Source organism: Rickettsia sp. Oklahoma-10 (assembly GCF_039954865.1).
Classification (GTDB): Bacteria; Pseudomonadota; Alphaproteobacteria; order Rickettsiales; family Rickettsiaceae; genus Rickettsia; species Rickettsia oklahomensis.
Genome location: NZ_CP157197.1, coordinates 1,105,683 through 1,124,444, shown reverse-complemented (window position 1 = coordinate 1,124,444; position 18,762 = coordinate 1,105,683). Strand labels below are relative to the sequence as shown.

The following is an 18,762-nucleotide window of genomic DNA, read 5'->3' as shown; positions in this document are numbered from 1 at the left end:
AACTTCTGCTATTTGATGTGGCAGGTGTTTATCATTATTTAATCACTGCAATAAAATATGTGTATCTAATAGGTAAAAAATCTATAAAATTATTGGGTAAGTTATCAAAATACTCTTTTATAACAACTTTCCCTTTCCAACATCTACGTTTACGTTGTTGCTTCTTAGAATTATATGATACACGTTGACTGTAGCTGTAGGCTTGACTGATTTACATAAATTATTTCTTCACCGTTTGCAGCTCATTTTATTAATTTGGATAAATGAGTTTTTACATTGGGATGTCAACTACTTGCATTTTCAACCTTTAAATTTTTAACTGATTTTAAACTAGCTTAGTTTAAAACTGATGTCAATATTTTAAATGTTAAGTTATTAAAACCCTTGACTCCGTTATATTCCTATAATATCCTATAATTTTCCATTAAATCCCAAATTAACCCAGGCTATACCAATGAATGTATTTTTATCGAAGTATATAAATGGTGTTGATAAAAAGAGTCGGGTGTCGGTGCCGGCGAATTACCGTGCGGTACTAGGAAAAGAATTATTTAATGGCGTAATTGCCTATCCATCGATTAGGAATAACTGTATAGAGGTGTGTGGTATTTCGCATATAGAAAAATTAAAGCAAATGATTGAAAGACTTGATCCTTATTCTAAGGAACGTGATGCATTTGAGACCATAATATTTGGGGAAGCTGTACAACTTTCGTTTGACGGTGAGGGAAGAGTTATATTGCCACAGTCTTTAATGCATCATGCAGGGATTGAGGAGCAAGCATGTTTTGTAGGTAAGGGAGTGATTTTTGAGATTTGGCAGCCACAGAATTTTGAGAAATATTTAAATTCTGCTCAAAAAATTGCCCATGAAAAACGGTTAACTCTAAGGAATGCAAATTAATGCCGCAATCTCATATACCGGTAATGCTAAATGAAATGCTAGCAAATTTAGCTCCAAAAGATGGTGAATCTTATTTAGATTGTACGTTTGGGGCAGGAGGGTATAGCAAAGCAATATTAGAAAGCTGTAAATGCTATGTGATAGCTTTAGATCGTGATCCGCATGTGATTAAAATAGCTGAAAGAATTAAACAAAATTATGGTATTAGGTTTGATTTTATAGAAACGAATTTTGCGGATTGTTTTACAAAGCTTAAGGACAAAAAATTTGATGGGATAGTTCTAGACTTGGGTGTTTCATCAATGCAGTTAGATATAGCAGATAGAGGATTTTCATTTTTACATGACAGCCCATTAGATATGCGTATGAGCGGACAAGGGTTAAGTGCAGATACATTTATAAATACGGTGAAAGAAAAGGAGCTTGCCGACATACTTTACAAGTATGGTGATGAACATTTTTCACGCAGAATTGCTAAGAGAATTGTAGAATATAGAAAAACAGTGAGAATTAATAGTACAGGTAAGTTAGCCGAGATTGTTAGGAGTAGTATAGGATTTAGAAAAAGCAAAATTGATCCTGCAACTAAAACCTTTCAAGCTATTAGGATTTATATTAACGATGAACTGAGAGAATTAGAAAGATTTTTAGCAAATGTGCAGAATATATTAAATAAAGACGGACGTTTAGTTGTGGTATCTTTTCACTCTTTAGAAGATAGAATAGTTAAGAATTTCTTTAAAGAAAATTCGGAAAAGCTGGTAGCAAGATCAAAGTATGCTAAAGACTATACGGTCATTAATCCAAATAAATGGCTTAAGATTATTACTAACAAAGTGTTAGCACCGTCAGATAAAGAAGTAGCATTGAATATTAGAGCAAGATCGGCAAAGCTGCGGGCAGCAAAAGTTGATATATGAGTAAATGAGTTATGAGTATAAGAAAATTCCATTATTTAACATTATTGATAACAATTATAGCAGTATGTAGTTTGTTTAGCATAAAGGAGCGGGTCTCAACCCTTGATTATCAATTAAATAGTGTTATAAAACAAATAAATAGTGAGAATAATAATATTCATATTTTAAAAGCAGAGCAAGCTTATCTAATGTCACCGGCTAGGCTAAAAAAGCTTGTAGCGGCTTATTTAAAATTAGAAACAGTTAAATCTTATCAAATGATAAAGGATCCATTGCTACCTACTACTACCCAAAATATTAAAGTTGTTCATAATATTAGTATTCCTAAGGACAGTAAATGGCGTTATAGAAGAATTACGAATAATAAGTATATACAGACTGTTTCGAGTAGGGTGAAGTGATTGTCATACCGCCACTTGTTAGAGCGGTATCCAAAAAATTAATATTTATATATAGATACCGTGATCAAGTCACGGGATGACAACTTATTTTATGAAATATATTTTAGAAAAATGGAAACCTGCAATTAAAAGTCTAATAATTTGGAATGTTTGTAGTAAAAATATAAAAATCCGATTATTGATTGTTATTTGTGGATTTTCTTTTCTTTTTTGTACTTTATCTTATAGGTTAATAATTGTTGCTACTAGTGTTTACGATAAGAATCTCAATTCTTGTAAAAAAAATAATCAATTTAGAAAAGAAATAGTTGATCGTAACGGTAATTTATTAGCAGTTAATCTACCTTCTGCGTCATTATTTGCTAATCCACAAATAGTACTTGATCCTGAAACTTCTGTAAAAAAGCTAGCGGAAATTTTACCTGATATTAATAAAGCTAAATTACTTGCAGAACTTAAGTCAAATAAAAATTTTATATGGGTTAAAAGAGATTTATTACCTAGTCAGCAAGAAAAAATCACTAGTCTTGGGTTACTGGGTTTTGATTTTGAAGAAGAGCAGAAACGAATTTATATCTTTTCTAATTTATTGTCCCATGTTGTCGGTTATGTAGGTAGAGATTCGGTGGGGCTTAGTGGCCTAGAACTCGCTTATGATAAGTATTTAACTAATTCCGATCATGCATTAAATGAACCAGGGAACTGGAAAGAGCCACTTAAATTATCAATTGATATAAGGTTGCAAAGTATTTTAAGTGAGGAGATTGATAAAACTTTAAAGCAATTTAATGCTATAGGAGCAGTAGGAATTATTGCCAATCCAAATAACGGCGAGATTTTAGCATTAGTAAATAAGCCTGATTTCGATCCTCATCATCCTAATTTAGCAAGACCAGAAGAGTTATTTAATATAGCAAGTCTTGGCATTTATGAAATGGGTTCAGTGTTTAAGGCATTAACTCTGGCAGTCGGTTTTGATACCGGTGCAATAAATATGAACGATGCTTATGACATTAGTTATATGAAAGTAGGAGGGTTCCAGCTTAAGGATTATACGCCAAGGCAAGGGTGGCATAGTGTACCTGAGATTTTTCTATATTCTTCAAATATTGGTACAAGTCAAATTATGCTTGAAATTGGCAAAAGCAATTTTAAAAAATATCTAAAAAAATTAGGGTTATTAGATCAGTTACAAATAGAATTGCCGGAACGGGGTACGCCGTTATTTCCTTCCGAAAAAAGGTGGAATGAGTTAACGAGTGTTACTATGTCGTATGGCTATGGCATTTCAATTAGTCCCTTGCATTTTGTTAGAGCAATGTTACCGGTTGTTAACGGCGGTACTTTATATGATCTTACTTTATTAAAAAGAAAGGATGAAAAAGTAATAGGTACAAGGGTTTTTAGTGAAAATACCTCTACCCAAATGAAGAAATTATTTAGATCGGTAGTAAAAGAAGGTAATGGCAAAAGGGCAGAAGTCAAAGGCTATCTTGTTGGCGGCAAGACAGGTACAGCAGAAAAACTTTCACAAGGTGCAGGAGGTAAAAAGAAATATCTTAAAAATAGTAGAGCTTCATCATTTTTAGGTGTACTACCTGCATCTAATCCGCAATATGTTATTTTTATCAGGTTTGATGAACCAAAGCCTAATAAAGAAAGCTTTGGTTTTGCGACAGCAAGCTGGACGGCTGCTCCGACTGCCGGTAGAGTTTTTGAACGTATGATATCTTTATATGGTTTAGAACCGATAGAACAAAATGAAGAGGAAAGTTAAAAATTAATCTTTACTTATAAGATAAAAAGGAGGTTTTTTATGTCAAAAAATGGAAATTTAATGAATAAACTTGTTGTGAATTAGTAGAGTCTATATTCATTTTTTTACACTGTACAAAATAGAAAATTAATTTATATTTTGTACACGTTGGATATGGTTTGATTGTTGGGTTCATTAGATTTCTTGTTGTCATCCCGCGATTAAGTCGCGGGATGACAACCTAATTGCCAATCAAACTGTAACATGACAATTGCCGACAAAATAATATAAAAAACTCTTTATGTTAAAAATAAAACAAGAAATATATAAAAATAGCTTACAAATAATATTAAAATTATTGTTTGCTTTATTATGTTTTTTTATAATATTATTTCCGTTGGTAAGTTATAGAATAAATATTCAAAGCAGAATTTTTCCGGCGGTAGAAATTATATTTATTTATTATTTTATGTCGTTATATTCATTAAATATTTTTGGAATGTTTTTCCTCGGTCTATTGATAGATCAAATAAGTGGGACACCTATCGGTACAAATTCTTTAGTTTTTTTATTGGCATATATGATTTATAAAGTATCTTCAAAATATTGTGTAACTAAAAATTATTTGATACATTTCATTATTTTTTGCGTTTATTGTTTATTTATATTATATTTTAAGTATTTACTAGTAACAATCAAAAAGTTAGACACAGACGGATATTTAACAATTTCCTTTCAATTTTTTACAACTATATTTTCTTATAATTTAGTTCGTCTTATACTTGACCCGCCTATGAATTACTTTAAGAAGTATGCTAAATAAAAAAATACTACATGGTGAGTTAATTTCACGAAGGGCATTTGTAATCGGAGTCGGTAAACTCGGATTTTTATCTTTGCTTGGAATAAGAATGTTTTATTTACAGCTTATTAAAAGTGAAGAATATAAGACTTTATCAGATAAAAACCGTATTAATTTTGTTGTACTACCTCCTAGTAGAGGAAGCATTTATGATTTAGACGGCAATATTCTAGCTACTAATAAACCATGCTATCAACTAGTAATAGATAGAAGCATTAATAATAATTATAGAGATGAATTAGAAATAATTAGTAATATTTTAAATTTATCTTTAGAAAAATTTAATTTTATTAAACAAAAGATTAAAAAATCTAGTCGTCATGTACCTTTAGTAATATTTGATCAGCTTGATTGGCAGCAAGTATCAGTGATTGAAGAACAAAAACATAAACTAGCTTCAATATTTATTGATATAGGATATTTGAGGTTTTATCCTTTTTCAAGTGTTACTTCTCACTTAATAGGTTATCTTGGTCAAATAAATGAGCAAGAGAAGAAAGAGTTAAATATATATAGTTTAAGTGATTTTAATATAGGTAAGTCCGGTATTGAAAAATATTATGATAACAAATTACGAGGAGAATTTGGTTATAAAAAAGTAGAAGTCAATGCTTACGGTAAACAGGTAAGAGAAATATCAGGTACCCCTACTAAATCAGGTGAAGATATATATTTAAATATTGATGCTTCTCTTCAACAAAAGATATGGCAATATTTAAATCCTAAAGGTTCTTCAGCAATAGTGCTGGATACTAGAACCGGAAACGTATTAATTTGTGCTTCTACACCAGGTTTTGAATCCAATAATTTCAGTAAATTATCTGAAAATTATTGGCAAAGTTTAACAGGAGATCCGTATAAACCTTTAATTAATAAGGTGATACAAAACTCATATCCTCCAGGTTCAGTTTTTAAAATAATTACTGTACTTGCAGCCCTTGAACTAGGGATTGATCCTAATAAAACCGTTTTTTGTGATGGTAGCTCTGCCCTGAATACTAATAGCTTTAGATGTTGGAATCATAGTGGACATGGTACTCTTGATATGATGTCTGCTTTAAAACATTCTTGTAATATTTATATGTATGAATTAGCAAGAATAATAGGGCCGGATAAAATTCTTGAAGTTGCCAGAGAATTTGGATTTGGTTCAAAGACCGGTATTGATTTAGCTCCTGAAAATACGGGTTTTATCCCTTCCAAAGAATGGAAAAAGAAAAAATTCAAGTTGCCTTGGTCAATAGGGGATAGTTTTAATTTAGCAATTGGGCAGGGATTTTTAGGAGTGACACCAATTCAGCTTGCAAGATTTATTACAGCTATTGCAAGCCATGGCAAGCTCTATACACCCAGAATATTAAAAAATAATCCGGAATTTTATAATGTCAATATTAAGCCTGAAAATATCAAAATAATACAAGACAGTTTATATAATACTGTTAATATTGCGGGAGGTACAGCGTACTATAATAGAATTCTAGGGGAAAATAGGAAACTTGCTGGTAAAACAGGTACTTCTCAAGTACAAAGTAAACTAAATGCTAAAGACGATTTAAGCCGTGATTCTATTGCTTGGAAAAGGCGTAATCATGCCTTATTCTTAGGTTTCGCTCCTTATCATAATCCTCAATATTCCATTACTGTTTTTATTGATCATGGGGGAGGGGGGAGTAAAGCAGCTGCCCCAATAGCTCGTAAAATCATGTCGGATGTGTTGGATAAGTATTTATAAACTATATGATGTGCTAGATAAATTAAGAGAAGATAGCCATATAACGCAAACAAAGACATCCTTTCTTTTAATGATACTAAAAATATAATACTTATTGATACTATAGATGTTCAGGCAGATATAGCTAGTTATGTGCTAATCAATCTACCAAGTTAGAGGAGAAAAAGCATTACTTTATTTAGCTAATAATCTAACTGAAGTTAGGGATATTCTTAGACATAAATCTCCTATGTCTAAGAATATGAGTCTAAAATATTAGGTTGTTGCTAGCGGGTTATGTAAAATATTATGTATGAATACAGAAAATAGCTTTACCTGCAGTTAATATTCTAAAAGAAATATGTAGTAGTTTTATTAACTTGATTAAGTCATTGCCCCAAAAATTTTCCAAAAACAAGTAAAAGAATCTTAAATAAAATTAAAAAAGTTATAAAATATATTGATGTGAAAGGAGTAAAACCAAAGATAAAAGAAGATTAAAACATTATTGAGCAAATTGATCAGCTACAAACTCCTCAGGAAATATTTGTAGAAACTGATTAAACTACTAAATCTATAAAAGGATAGCCGGAAAACAAAAGAAAATAATCTTAAATAACAACAAATGATTAATAGAATGAAGAAACAATGTCCTACGTTTATAAATAATAATGCATTTATACCGTTTAATATTTTTCTACTAAAGTAAGGTTTTTAAAAAGCAACCAAATGTAGGACATATACTTGATCAACTTGAAAAATTGGATATATTGTTTTTGTCAGTCCTCCAGTGCTCGTATTATGCTTTGCTCCTCAGCTTATAGACTCCTTGCTCTTTTTTAAGTTGATTGTCTTCTACTAATTTTTATTTACGTGAAGTATACTCATTGCCACGTTGTGTGATTGGCTTTATTGCATGGTATTGCTGTACTCTTTGCAGTTGTTTAGCTATGATGTTTAAATAAATTATTCCACCCCGTTCATTCCTCCTATCTTAGCTTCGTTAAACGAAGTATTTTTAATTGTTGCATCACTAAAATCAACGTTTGTTAGGTCAGCTTTACTAAAGTTAGCCTGATCAATTTTAGCTGATTTAAATATGCTATCTGTTAATATTGAGTTTGAAAAATCTGTTTTAGAAATTGTTGTTGCAGAAAAATCTACGTTTTGTAAGAAAGAGTTTTTAATTGCCGTATTTGTTAGGTTAGCATTTTTAAAAATACTATTTGAAAAATCTACTCTATCAAATATTAAATTGCTCAAATCAAAATTTGTTAAATTCATATTTGCTAAGTTAGTTATTTTTTGTAGATCTTTTGCTGAGTGTATTATTATATTATTTGGTAGGGTTTTATTCGAATTATCACTATTTAAAATAATATTATTAGAAACATTAGTATTAATAAAACTAGAATATGCTTGGTAGTTAATATTATTTATTTGTGAATTAGAAAGGGTAGAATCAATAACTATAGTATTTATTAGATTGGAATTTATTAGAGCTACTTGGTTTAAATTTCCTAAATTAATTTTAACATCTGTAAAATTTACATTTTGTATGACAGTTTTAGTAAAATTTACATTATTAAATTGTCCGTTAGTTATATTTGAGTTTATTATTTCACTGCCAGTTAAATCGGTATTAATTACTATAAATTGTTTAAAATCATTATTGCTAAAAATATTGTTAGTATAGCTAATATTATCTAAAGTAAGATTTGAACCTTTAGTTTTATTAATCCTTACAAAATGAGCAGTACTATTTTTTATAGATAAATTATTAAATTTATTATTGTTTAGACTCATATTATTTAATATACTATTATCAATTTTAAACTGATTTAAAACTGCACTACTAATTGTGCTGTTTTGTAAATCACATTTAGTAAAAATAATATTTTGTAATATTGAATCTTGGAAGGAAGCGTATGAAAAGAAAGAATTGTTACTTTGTACATTATTAAAGCTTACTTCATTAAAAATACTTTGTGTGAAGTTAGAATCCTTAATTATTACTGTTGTTAATTTAGTTTGACTTAGGTCGCTAGATTCAAAATAATTATTAGTAAAATTGGTATTATTTATTACACTTTTTTCTAAATCCGTACCGTAAAATATTGAATTTGTTATATTAGTATTTTTAAAGCTATTATTCTTTAGGTTAGCTTTTTGAAAATTAACACCATCGATAGTAGTATTGCTCCATAATACATGACTAAATTTAGAGTTTTCAAAGTTAACATTTTTTATAGTAGTTTTATTAAATGCAGTATCACTAAAATTTGATTGAACAAAATTTGTATTTTGTAATGTTATTTTGTTAAAAATTGAACCTCGAAAGTCAGCATTATATCCGGAAATATTTTTTATTACTGAATCGGCAAAATGACTTTCTTGTATTATAGCATTTGTTAATATAGATTTTTCTAAATTGCTACCTGCAAAATTAGTACGTAATATTTCACAGGAAGTTAAATCTATTCCTGATAAATCTTCATTTATTAGTTTAACTCCTATTAATTTTACTCCTTTTAAATTTGAACCGAACTTCTCTTTAAGGTTCACTTGAAGTTTTTTAGAATTTTGTGATATTATATAATTCTGAATTACCGTACTTTGGTGATCTGTAAGTAATCCATTTGCATCACGGGTAGATTCAAAACAGCTGCTTAATAACAAGTAAATAATAATTATGGATATGACTTTAAGTATTTGCTGCCTCATATTCTTCTTCCTTTATTCTATTTGCAGTAGGTACATGTAAGCTTAATAATTTTAATTTACGATGCAAAGCCGATCTTTCCATACCGACAAATGATGATGTTTTTGAAATATTGTTGTTAAAACGACTCATTTGTGCCGCTAGATATTGACGCTCAAAAACTTCTCTGGCTTCTCTAAGCGGCATAGCTAACATATCAAAACTATCTTCAAGCTTTGTAAGATTAGCACTATTTGCTAATATTTCTGAAGGTATCATATAAGGTTTGATAATTTCATTATTACCTGTAGTTAGCGGATTCATAATTAAAGTCCATTCAACAACGTTACGTAATTGTCTAATATTGCCTGGCCATTCATAGGATTGAAGAGCTGCAATAGTTTCATCTGCAAAGGCACGCTCTTTTAAACCTGAAAATTTTGAAAGTTGCTTAACAAAATATTTTACAAGTAATGGTATATCTTCTTTTATTTCATATAATGCAGGTACTTTTAGAGAGAATACATTAAGACGATAGTATAGATCTTCTAGAAATTTACCGTTATTAACTTCGTCTTGGATATTTTTAGAAGTGCCGGTAATAATTTTTATATCAACCTTAATATTGCCCCCACAAGGTTTTGTGATAGTTTGGTCTTTAAGAAATTTTAATAATTTTACTTGGATAGACATAGGAATATTACTAATCTCATCTATATATAAAGTACCGTTATTAGCAAATTCTAAGATAGTAGGACGTTTATTATTATTTGCTTGTTTTTCCGCTTCGCCAAATAATTCTTGGTTTATTTTGTCTGCAGTCATACAGGTGGGGCTGAAAATAATGAATGGATTATTAGCCCTTTTAGATTGTTTATGAATTAACCTTGCTGCAAGTTCTTTACCACTACCAACTTTACCGTGAATCATTATACGACTGCTAGAACTAGCGGCCTTTTCTATTTCCATTTTATATTTTAGAGTTACCGAACATCTACCTACTAATTCAGTTTTATCTATAACCTTTGATTTCAAATCTATATTTTCACGTTTTAACTTTGTTACTTCACAAGCTCTTTTCAGTAAAATAACTAATTTATCATTATTAAATGGTTTTTCTATATAATCATAAGCCCCCATTTTGATAGCATTTACTGCTGTTTCTATAGTACCGTGACCACTAATAATTATTACTGGTATTAAAGGATAGCGTTTTTTAATTATCTCTAAAATTCCAAGGCCGTCCATTTCGCTTCCTTGAAGCCAAATATCAAGTATAACAGCAGAGATTGGTTTTTCGGATAGTATTTTAAGAGTCTGAGTACTATTAGCGGCAACCCTAGGGTTAAAGCCTTCATCTTTCAAAATTGCAGCAATGATATTTCGTATATCCTCTTCATCGTCTACTATTAAAACATCTATTGGTGACATTACAATTTACCTTAAAAATATTAATGTTAATACGTTAATGCCGAATGTAAAAGAAAGCAACATATTTTTATAACATTTTTATCACAATAGCTATTTCATAATGTAAAGATTGGTTAAGATTACATAATATTAAAATTATTTAAGGAATTTAAATTAATTTTATTTGCAGTTTGTAGTATTATAGGTGATTATTTATATATACTTATTTTAAATTATGCTTAATATCTTTTTAATGATTATTTCGTTATTTATTTGCTTAATAACCTACCTATTTATTAAGAAAACAGATATTTTTACCAAGCTATTATTGTTAAACAGTTTTACGACTATTGTAAGTTTATTTATTTGTTGTTTAGGCTTATACTCAGGAAATAGTTCATATTTGGATATAGCAATTATTTATTTTCTCCTAAGCTTTATAGCAACAAACGGATATTTAAAATATTTTATACATGAGTCGAATGAAAACACAAAAGATTAATATGTATCTTTCCAAATTCGCTTGTAGAGAAGAATTTGTAAGGAACACGAAATGTAGTGCTGTAGAGTATATAAGTGTATGTGAGGATGCAAGTGTTGGATCGACACACACAATTTACCTCTAGAAGTAGAGATTGGAAAGATGACTAATATAGTAATTTTAGGATGTGGTCTGAGTGGTATGCTCACAGCTCTTTCTTTTGCAAAAAAAGGAATTGAAACTACTATATTCGAGAGTAAGTCAGTAAAAAATCCGGAATTTTTTAAAGATATAAGAACAACTGCTTTAACGCCGCATTCTAAAAATTTCTTATCCTCTATTGATATATGGAAAGAGCTTGAAGAGTTTACCGCAGGAATGCAAGATGTATATGTAGTAGATAATAAAGCATCAGAGATATTAGATTTACGAAATGACTATAATAACTTGCTGGGGTATGTAGTAAAAAATAGTGATTTAAAAAAAATATTATTGTCAAAAATAACTAATAATCCTCTAGTAACATTAATTGATAATTATAAATATCAAGAAGTTATAAGTTACCATAACTATTCGATTATAAAATTTGATAATGAACAAATTAAATGTGATTTATTAATTATATGTGATGGAGCAAATTCAAAAGTGAGGTTTCATTATTTTGCTAATAACATTGAAAAATCTTATCAAACCGCGCTTACATTTAATATTAAGCATGAAAAGCCGCATGAAAATAGTGCTATGGAGCATTTCCTACCGCTTGGTCCTTTTGCTTTGTTGCCTTTAAAAGATCAATATGCTTCTTCCGTAATATGGTCCACTTCTTCTGATCAAGCTGCTTTAATTATGAATTTGCCTGTAGAAGAAGTGAGATTTTTAACTCAAAGGAATGTAGGTAATTCCCTAGGTAAAATTACTATTAATAGTACGATAAGTAGCTTCCCATTGAAAGCTTGTATGGCAAATAGATATTTTCATAATAAGATGGTGCTTATTGCCGACACTGCACACATTGTGCATCCACTCGCTGGGCAAGGTCTTAATCAAGGTATAAAGGATATAGAGACTTTAAGCATGGTAATTAGTAATAATGGTACGTTACAAGAATATCAAAAGCTAAGGCAAGACGATAATTTTATTATGTATAAGTTGACTGATGAGTTGAATAATATTTTTTCACATTATTCAAAAAATTTAAGATGTATAAGACAAATAGGGTTTAAGGTGATAAATAACTTTAAACCTATTAAGAGTTTCATTATAAATTATGCAATGGGAAAGCGATAAGATTTCATACCACGACTTAATATCTTAGGATCGATAGGATAGTTAAATGCTATTTTAGTGTGAAAAAATTTTTTGGAAATATCGATATTATCCTGCAGATAATTCATTTCTTTAATAATAGGAAGCAGAGGTAAAGTTGTGAAACTTATGTTGTTAATGTTTAAACCGATAAAATCAGGAAATACATTATCTTCAATTAGTGACCTTATAAGTTTGATGAGCTGCGAAATTGCTGTCTGGAGTAAAACTTATATTATACCACCCAAACCTCCATTCTCCTTTAATATCAGGTGAAATAGATATGTAATTATTCATTCTTTTTCCGTTAAGAAAAACCCTGGTCCTCTTTGCAATTTTGTACACCACTCTTTAATTCTAGAATCGCAAAAATCAATATTTAACGAATTCTTACCAGTTAACAGAATTTTCATTAGTTAAATATAAAGGTATTTTTTCATTATTTAACAAAAATTTTTTTATCATTTGGTCAGGAATATAGCCATAATACTCGGATTTACTATATTTAGTAGGCAATTATTTGCACAAGCTATTTGTGTATTACTTTTCACTATAATTTTAAATATATTGCTCAAATATACATTTGAAATACCTTTATCCTACTCTAAATGTTAAAGGTTTTACTTTCCCTGGCGGTCATATGAGTAGTGGTGTAGTATTTTACTGTTGGTTTTTTGCGAATATTAGACATGCCTTGTTAAGAATAATAATAGTAGTGATTTTAACTGGTATTGGATTTTTGCTGATTTATAAGGGTTATCATTATCCAGTTGATATTATTGCGTCTGTAACAATTGGAATAATGGTTATTGCTTTTGTATATAGTTTAATTAGAGAGGAGATTATTCACAAATATCCTTTTATGCTTGGAGCGTTGATATGGATGTCAACCGTGCCTATGGTAGCTTATCTTCAAATTATTGACGTGTATTGTTTTGCATGGGTATGGACGGTATTTTGGGGATTATTCGGTTTTACTATTTCTTGGTGGTTATTTTATAAATATTTGGAGCTCTCAATCAAAATTACATTATTTCTTCAACTTAGTTATAATTGTCATCTTAATAGCTTTGACTGAATATATTAATTATATATTTAATCAATATTTAGGATATCAGTTTTATTTAACTTGGTTCCTAATAGGCTTTAGTTTTCCACTATCAGTAAGATTATGTCATATTCACGTACTATCAACGCTAGTATATGGAGTGTGTTAAGTTGCACCTCATTGTCTTATTTATCGTGTAAGGTGAAATTTCCTATTGACTTTTATTTATAAGACAGTATAAGTTTCTGCAATTTAATTTCTTATAAAGAATTTATGCTAGGTTATGAAAAAGCACAAACAAGTTTAAATAGAGAACAAAAAGAAGCAATAGGTTTACTGTCTATAGGTACTTTTCTTGAGTATTTTGATTTAATGATTTATGTACATATGGCAGTACTTCTGAACGAGTTATTGTTTCCAAAAGCTGATACTAAGACTACCGCTATGTATTCAGCTGCTGCTTTTTGTTCAACATTTGTTTTTAGACCCTTTGGGGCTCTACTTTTTGGTTGGATAGGCGATAAGTATGGACGTAAATCTACTGTGGTTATAACTACTATTTTTATGGCTTGTTCTTGTGCTGTTATGGCAGGATTACCTACTTATGCACAAATAGGTATGACGGCTACTTGGATAGTGACTATATGCCGTATTGTTCAAGGTATGTTATCTCTAGGTGAGATAATTGGGGCAGAACTTTATCTTACAGAAACAATAAACCCTCCTAAACAATACCCCATTGTATCATTAATTCCTTCTTTTGCTGTTCTTGGAAGTGTTGCTGCTCTAGGTTTAGCAACTATAATTTCTCATTATGGTTTTAGTTGGCGAATAGCTTTTTTTATAGGAACATTTATTGCTATAACAGGAAGTAGTGCTAGGACTCGTTTACGTGAAACTCGTGATTTTATAGACGCGAAACAACAAGTTAAGAATATTTTTAATAAAGCTAGTGTAAATATAAAAATACTAGACAATGATCCAATTTGGAAAGAAAAAGTTCATTGGAAAACTTCTTTATATTATTTTTTAATTCAATGTACTTGGCCTGTTACATTTTATATTACCTACATATATTGTAGTAATATTTTAAAAAGCTCTTTTAATTATACTCCTGAAGAAATTATAACTCACAATTTTGTTGTATCGATAATACAGTTTTTTGGCAGCTTAATTTTTAGAGCTTATTTAAGTGGTATAATAAATCCTTTAAAAATTCTTAAAGGATTTTTATCTATATTTTCACTATTTATCTTAATTTTTCCTTATTTATTAAATAACCTTAATACTCCAACAGAATTACTTATTATCCAATCAATTATGGTAATTACCGGCTTAGGGGATGCACCAGCAGTACCAATTTTTTTTAAACATTTTCCTGTTTTTAAAAGATTTACTTATTCAAGTTTTTTATACGCTTTATCTCGTGCTTTAATATATTTAATTACTTCGTTTGGTATAGTATATTTAGTAAGCTATTTTGGACACTGGGGAATATTAGTTATCTCAATTCCTTTAAGTATAAGCTATGGATTCGGGATACAGCATTTTGAGCAGTTAGAAAAGAATCGTGAGAACTATTTTTAGAAAAAACAATTTGCTTAGGCATATCAGGGTAAGCTATATTTAAACATAGTTCTATTAATTTATTCTTTATTTGCGATATTCCTAGATACATACTTAAAATTAGAAATCCTTTTAAAGTTTCTTCAATAATCTTTCTAATTTTCTCAGGTGATTTGACTCCTAAAGTTTGTACATTATGAATTCTATCAAAGAATTTTATAAGAGCGGTATCGTATCTTTTTTGTTTAACTAGTAAATTCAGGCTTTCTTCAGCACTAATTTCCCCATAGGATTTAATCCTAGTTAAACCCTCTACATGTCTTGCTACTTCTATTTTAAAAATTTCGGTGATCATATCTTCAGTAAGTTCTGTATCCTCAATAGTATCGTGCAGTAGAGCAGCATTTATCATGTTAGAAGTAAAAAGCTTAGGGGCTTCATCTGCTACAAACTCTGCAAACATAATTGCAACTTCAATTGGATGAGAGTAATAAGGTTCGCCTGATTGACGCATTTGAGAACCGTGATATTTACGGGTGTAATAAATACCTTTTGTAATTTCCTCTATATCAACAGGGTTTTTTACTTTAGCGTTTAAAGATTCGAGTTTATCGAGTAGCTTTTTAGCGTAAACACAAACTTCAAACTTTTCTTTCCAAGAGATTATATCTTCCATTATATTTGTTAATAATTCTAATTACATTAGAAATTTAAAAATTGTAATTAAATAGCTTTTTAAGCCTTTAGTATTTTTAACCCTGTCATTCTATTTTATTAGTTGCTTTAGCTTTTTGCTCCTTCTGTAATTTATACTCTGCTGCTTTCTCTTCCATATAGTTAAAAAAGAAATAACAAAACGTTAAAAAACTAGTAAGTATAATAATACATGTTACTAATATTAACTTAAGGCTTTGCCTTGACTCTGCAGCGTTTAAATGCTTTTCTTCCTCTTCATCAATATAAGATTCAGAGGTTAAAATTTGTTCTTCTTTATTTTCCATATTTTAACTCTTTAAAATTAACTTATATATGAATGATAGAGCTTAATTAGCACCTAAGAGAAATAATCTATAGAGGTAATTAAAACAAGTCAATAATTTCTAATCATTCGTTGCAATCATTTTTTAATATAATAAAAATATAATTTATTTGCAAATTGTGTCATTGGTATTAGAGACTTGGTTAAAGAAAATTTTTATGAATATTGATAGAATAGCTTAGGCTCGTTTCAGTAAAGTTATTATTAATGCAACGTTTAGGATAAGTTCTATGTCTTAAAAATTTTAAAATAACTGGTGCACCCGAGAGGAGTCGAACCCCTAACCTTATGATCCGTAGTCATATACTCTATCCAATTGAGCTACGGGTGCTAAAGCTTTAAGTAAATTTAGTGCTTAATTCTAAGTCTTATTTCTTATTGCTAATATGTGAAGAAGCATATATAAAAGCATATAATTTGTCAAGAAACATAAAGGGTTCTTATATTTCCTAAATAATATATATTAGAGGTTCATAAATTAACGTAAAAAATGAATAAAATAAGTATAATTTACTTATTTTTGTATTAATATATGACTGCACAAGCAGACAATATAGGCTGAAACCTAAAAAATTTAGAGATAAGTAACTCTTTAAATGTTAAGGCCAAAAATGGCAGAAAGGTAATTGTAATACATTGTAAGTCAGGAGAGGATTTATTAGAATCAACAGCAACAGAAAAAGATAACACTTCTAAGTTAAAGTATTTAACTAATTTTATTTGTTTTACGTATGCTGCGCAAACCTTCTTAGGTCTTCCAAACTAGTCTCTCTTCCTCATCCTGAAAGCGATTACCTACTTTACAAATAAGTATGCGGAGTGGCTTGAAATAGACTGAATAAGAAACGGATGGAATTATGTTAAAGCAGAAATTGTAATGATAGTTTTATTCAAACATAAAAGTTTGTTAATTAAGGGTATTTTGTTATATCCGTATATAAAGATGCTAATCCACAAAGAGCAGGGTATATTGCTGTTGTAGTGCAATTAGTAAGGATATAGAACAGATAAAAATGAAGAACCGGATACAGCTCAAGCTGGTAATATTAATTTTTCCTGTAACTCTTTGAAAAAGGGTTTTAGGCATAAAAAAGATGCATTTAAAAACCACGTAATAAAAATTAGTAAGGTATTTGTATTAAATTTCAAAGTGAGCTTGTATAGATAACATCATGCATAAAGCTTGATATGTGATATTTCAATACAATTGAATATTGCTGCATTCGCCTGTACGTACTTTCCATACGCTCTGTCTTAAATTCATTAATCTTATTATTAATTGTGTCATGAAAATTTTTTATATTTGCAGGATTCTCGAGTTTAGTATTATCTAAAGCTATTACTTCATAAGGTTTGTAATACTCGGTTTTAAGAGTAATTGGTGGGTTACCAAAAGCTTTTTTTATTTGAGTCCATTATTTCTATTTATAACTATCTTCATATAATTTGTTGAGTATCTATATTTTATATATTGTTAATAACCAGTTTCTTTTTCTCTTCCATATTCATTTGACCATCTATTAATTCATTCGAAAGGTACAGTTTCATTTATAACTTCTTCTTTAAAACAATTTTTTATAAAATTATTTCTTTATTTCATTAGAAGTAAAGGTCTCTAGAAATTCAGTAGGAAACTTTTTCATTTATTTATATTTTAGAAGTTTTATTAGGATTAGCCTCAAATGTTTTATTAATATTTAGGTTTTTTATCTGCTATTGTTTGATTTTTTAACTGCCCTAGAACATAACCTTCGATAATCCCTTATATTGCTTGTACCACTAGTAATTTCTTTAATTTGTATCTCAGTAATATGTGATTTAGTTGGTTGGTTGTCTTTCAATATAATAACGCCCCTAACTACATTTATTAAGTCTATTAAACTATAACTCCATAAAACAAGTTTAATTTAAATTCAGTTTAATTTTTACTTAAAAAGCGTCAGTTAAGATTTTTTATAGATAAGTTTTTGAGGGCATATTTTAGGTATTATTGTTGTGTGGATCAATAATTCTGTATAATACTATGGTTTAATCATGGTATCCCAACACAAATAATAAAGACTGAAATGTTTTGAGTTATACGTTAGAAACTTGAATATTGATACTATAGCATTGATCCATGAAATTATTTTTGTGTTCCTGCTAGATCTACCAATTTCACTATAACTCGGTAAATTATAATAAATAAGAGTTACTCTGTTTTACTATATACCTGTTGTATTTTTGTAAGTGAAATTTGTTGCTTCTATCCCAGTAGAAACTGCACTTTTAGCACATTCTATAGCATTATGCAGAGAAACCACAACTAACTGTTATAACAAAAGTTGCAATAACAGCTGTAGGATGATTATAAATTACACCTGCTAATATTTTCTGCTTACAATTTTTTGCATAGTAAGTCCAAAAGCATAACCAATCATCACTTTGTCAGCAAATTCTTTGTAAGTACAAAGCCCAAGAAAACCTTGCATTGCTATTTGAGCATCGTATGTAGTTGCAGTAGCATTTTATATTCCATTCCACAGTGTGTCCAAGTTTTATTGGCATTAGAAAAATGATCTGTAGCATTAGAGGCTGTTTCTTTAGAAACGGTTACTCTGATTTAATTATTAATTTAGTCTTTAATATTTAGTTAAAAAAATAATAATTAACATTCTA

The 18,762-nt window shown here is 29.3% G+C and carries 13 protein-coding genes, 1 tRNA gene and 3 pseudogenes; 11 read left to right on the top strand and 6 right to left on the bottom strand.

The annotated features are described in order from the left end of the window. Positions 1-454: 454 nt before the first annotated feature. The 7 genes and pseudogenes from mraZ to AAGW17_RS04935 all read left to right on the top strand — a co-directional run. Positions 455-904, top strand: coding sequence for a division/cell wall cluster transcriptional repressor MraZ (gene mraZ, locus AAGW17_RS04965; protein WP_347938888.1), 450 nt, complete (start codon positions 455-457; stop codon positions 902-904). Further along, positions 904-1,824, top strand: coding sequence for a 16S rRNA (cytosine(1402)-N(4))-methyltransferase RsmH (gene rsmH, locus AAGW17_RS04960; protein ID WP_347938887.1), 921 nt, complete (start codon positions 904-906; stop codon positions 1,822-1,824). Before mraZ ends, rsmH begins: the two co-directional genes overlap by 1 nt. Before the next feature lie 11 nt (positions 1,825-1,835). Then, positions 1,836-2,225 carry a cell division protein FtsL gene (gene ftsL / locus AAGW17_RS04955; protein WP_347938886.1) on the top strand — a complete coding sequence of 130 codons (390 nt, stop codon included), beginning with the start codon at positions 1,836-1,838 and terminating at the stop codon, positions 2,223-2,225. Between the two features lie 91 nt (positions 2,226-2,316). After that, complete coding sequence (locus tag AAGW17_RS04950; protein WP_347939432.1) at positions 2,317-4,002, top strand: peptidoglycan D,D-transpeptidase FtsI family protein; 1,686 nt, start codon at positions 2,317-2,319, stop codon at positions 4,000-4,002. A 280-nt stretch (positions 4,003-4,282) separates the two neighbouring features. Next, on the top strand, positions 4,283-4,804 hold the full coding sequence (locus tag AAGW17_RS04945) for a hypothetical protein (RefSeq protein WP_347938885.1): 522 nt from the start codon (positions 4,283-4,285) through the stop codon (positions 4,802-4,804). Continuing rightward, positions 4,794-6,575, top strand: coding sequence for a penicillin-binding protein 2 (gene mrdA / locus AAGW17_RS04940; protein ID WP_347938884.1), 1,782 nt, complete (start codon positions 4,794-4,796; stop codon positions 6,573-6,575). Before AAGW17_RS04945 ends, mrdA begins: the two co-directional genes overlap by 11 nt. Positions 6,576-6,582: 7 nt before the next feature. Next, positions 6,583-7,289: pseudogene (locus AAGW17_RS04935) on the top strand (hypothetical protein); the annotation flags it as partial. A gap of 231 nt (positions 7,290-7,520) precedes the next feature. Here AAGW17_RS04935 and AAGW17_RS04930 read toward each other — a convergent pair. Next, the gene (locus tag AAGW17_RS04930; protein WP_347939431.1) at positions 7,521-9,266 is read right to left on the bottom strand and encodes a pentapeptide repeat-containing protein; all 1,746 of its coding nucleotides are present in this window, start codon (positions 9,264-9,266) and stop codon (positions 7,521-7,523) included. Continuing rightward, complete coding sequence (locus tag AAGW17_RS04925) at positions 9,259-10,686, bottom strand: sigma-54-dependent transcriptional regulator (protein WP_347938883.1); 1,428 nt, start codon at positions 10,684-10,686, stop codon at positions 9,259-9,261. The genes AAGW17_RS04930 and AAGW17_RS04925 overlap by 8 nt, the downstream gene beginning before the upstream one ends. Before the next feature lie 214 nt (positions 10,687-10,900). Here AAGW17_RS04925 and AAGW17_RS04920 point away from each other — a divergent pair, with 214 nt between their 5' ends. Next, positions 10,901-11,167, top strand: a complete 267-nt coding sequence (locus tag AAGW17_RS04920; RefSeq protein WP_347938882.1) for a monovalent cation/H+ antiporter complex subunit F — start codon at positions 10,901-10,903, stop codon at positions 11,165-11,167. Then, positions 11,148-12,433 (top strand): annotated as a pseudogene (ubiH, locus tag AAGW17_RS04915) (2-octaprenyl-6-methoxyphenyl hydroxylase). Before AAGW17_RS04920 ends, ubiH begins: the two are co-directional and overlap by 20 nt. Positions 12,434-12,450: 17 nt before the next feature. Here the strand turns inward: ubiH and AAGW17_RS04910 are convergent. Further along, positions 12,451-12,916, bottom strand: a pseudogene (locus tag AAGW17_RS04910) (hypothetical protein); the annotation flags it as partial. A gap of 118 nt (positions 12,917-13,034) precedes the next feature. Between AAGW17_RS04910 and AAGW17_RS04905 the strand changes: the two are divergent. After that, complete coding sequence (locus tag AAGW17_RS04905) at positions 13,035-13,529, top strand: phosphatase PAP2 family protein (RefSeq protein ID WP_347938881.1); 495 nt, start codon at positions 13,035-13,037, stop codon at positions 13,527-13,529. A gap of 243 nt (positions 13,530-13,772) precedes the next feature. Further along, positions 13,773-15,086, top strand: coding sequence for an MFS transporter (locus tag AAGW17_RS04900; RefSeq protein ID WP_347938880.1), 1,314 nt, complete (start codon positions 13,773-13,775; stop codon positions 15,084-15,086). Here AAGW17_RS04900 and AAGW17_RS04895 read toward each other — a convergent pair. The 3 genes from AAGW17_RS04895 to AAGW17_RS04885 form a co-directional block, all read right to left on the bottom strand. After that, the gene (locus AAGW17_RS04895) at positions 15,001-15,741 is read right to left on the bottom strand and encodes an HD domain-containing protein (protein WP_347938879.1); all 741 of its coding nucleotides are present in this window, start codon (positions 15,739-15,741) and stop codon (positions 15,001-15,003) included. The two genes, AAGW17_RS04900 and AAGW17_RS04895, sit on opposite strands and share 86 nt — an antisense overlap. Positions 15,742-15,826: 85 nt before the next feature. Next, positions 15,827-16,066: an RC1041 family protein gene (locus tag AAGW17_RS04890; protein WP_347938878.1), complete on the bottom strand. Its 240-nt coding sequence runs from the start codon at positions 16,064-16,066 to the stop codon at positions 15,827-15,829. 292 nt (positions 16,067-16,358) lie between these two features. Then, positions 16,359-16,435 (bottom strand) — tRNA-Arg (locus AAGW17_RS04885). Positions 16,436-18,762: the final 2,327 nt, after the last annotated feature.

Excerpts from the sequence above, each read along its gene's own strand:
- AAGW17_RS04950 (WP_347939432.1), top strand. The coding sequence starts at position 2,317 with ATGAAATATATTTTAGAAAAATGGAAACCTGCAATTAAAAGTCTAATA.
- mraZ (WP_347938888.1), top strand. The coding sequence starts at position 455 with ATGAATGTATTTTTATCGAAGTATATAAATGGTGTTGATAAAAAGAGT.
- AAGW17_RS04920 (WP_347938882.1), top strand. The coding sequence starts at position 10,901 with ATGCTTAATATCTTTTTAATGATTATTTCGTTATTTATTTGCTTAATA.
- AAGW17_RS04895 (WP_347938879.1), bottom strand. The coding sequence starts at position 15,741 with ATGGAAGATATAATCTCTTGGAAAGAAAAGTTTGAAGTTTGTGTTTAC.
- AAGW17_RS04925 (WP_347938883.1), bottom strand. The coding sequence starts at position 10,686 with ATGTCACCAATAGATGTTTTAATAGTAGACGATGAAGAGGATATACGA.
- mrdA (WP_347938884.1), top strand. The coding sequence starts at position 4,794 with ATGCTAAATAAAAAAATACTACATGGTGAGTTAATTTCACGAAGGGCA.
- AAGW17_RS04890 (WP_347938878.1), bottom strand. The coding sequence starts at position 16,066 with ATGGAAAATAAAGAAGAACAAATTTTAACCTCTGAATCTTATATTGAT.
- AAGW17_RS04945 (WP_347938885.1), top strand. The coding sequence starts at position 4,283 with ATGTTAAAAATAAAACAAGAAATATATAAAAATAGCTTACAAATAATA.
- ftsL (WP_347938886.1), top strand. The coding sequence starts at position 1,836 with ATGAGTATAAGAAAATTCCATTATTTAACATTATTGATAACAATTATA.
- rsmH (WP_347938887.1), top strand. The coding sequence starts at position 904 with ATGCCGCAATCTCATATACCGGTAATGCTAAATGAAATGCTAGCAAAT.
- AAGW17_RS04900 (WP_347938880.1), top strand. The coding sequence starts at position 13,773 with ATGCTAGGTTATGAAAAAGCACAAACAAGTTTAAATAGAGAACAAAAA.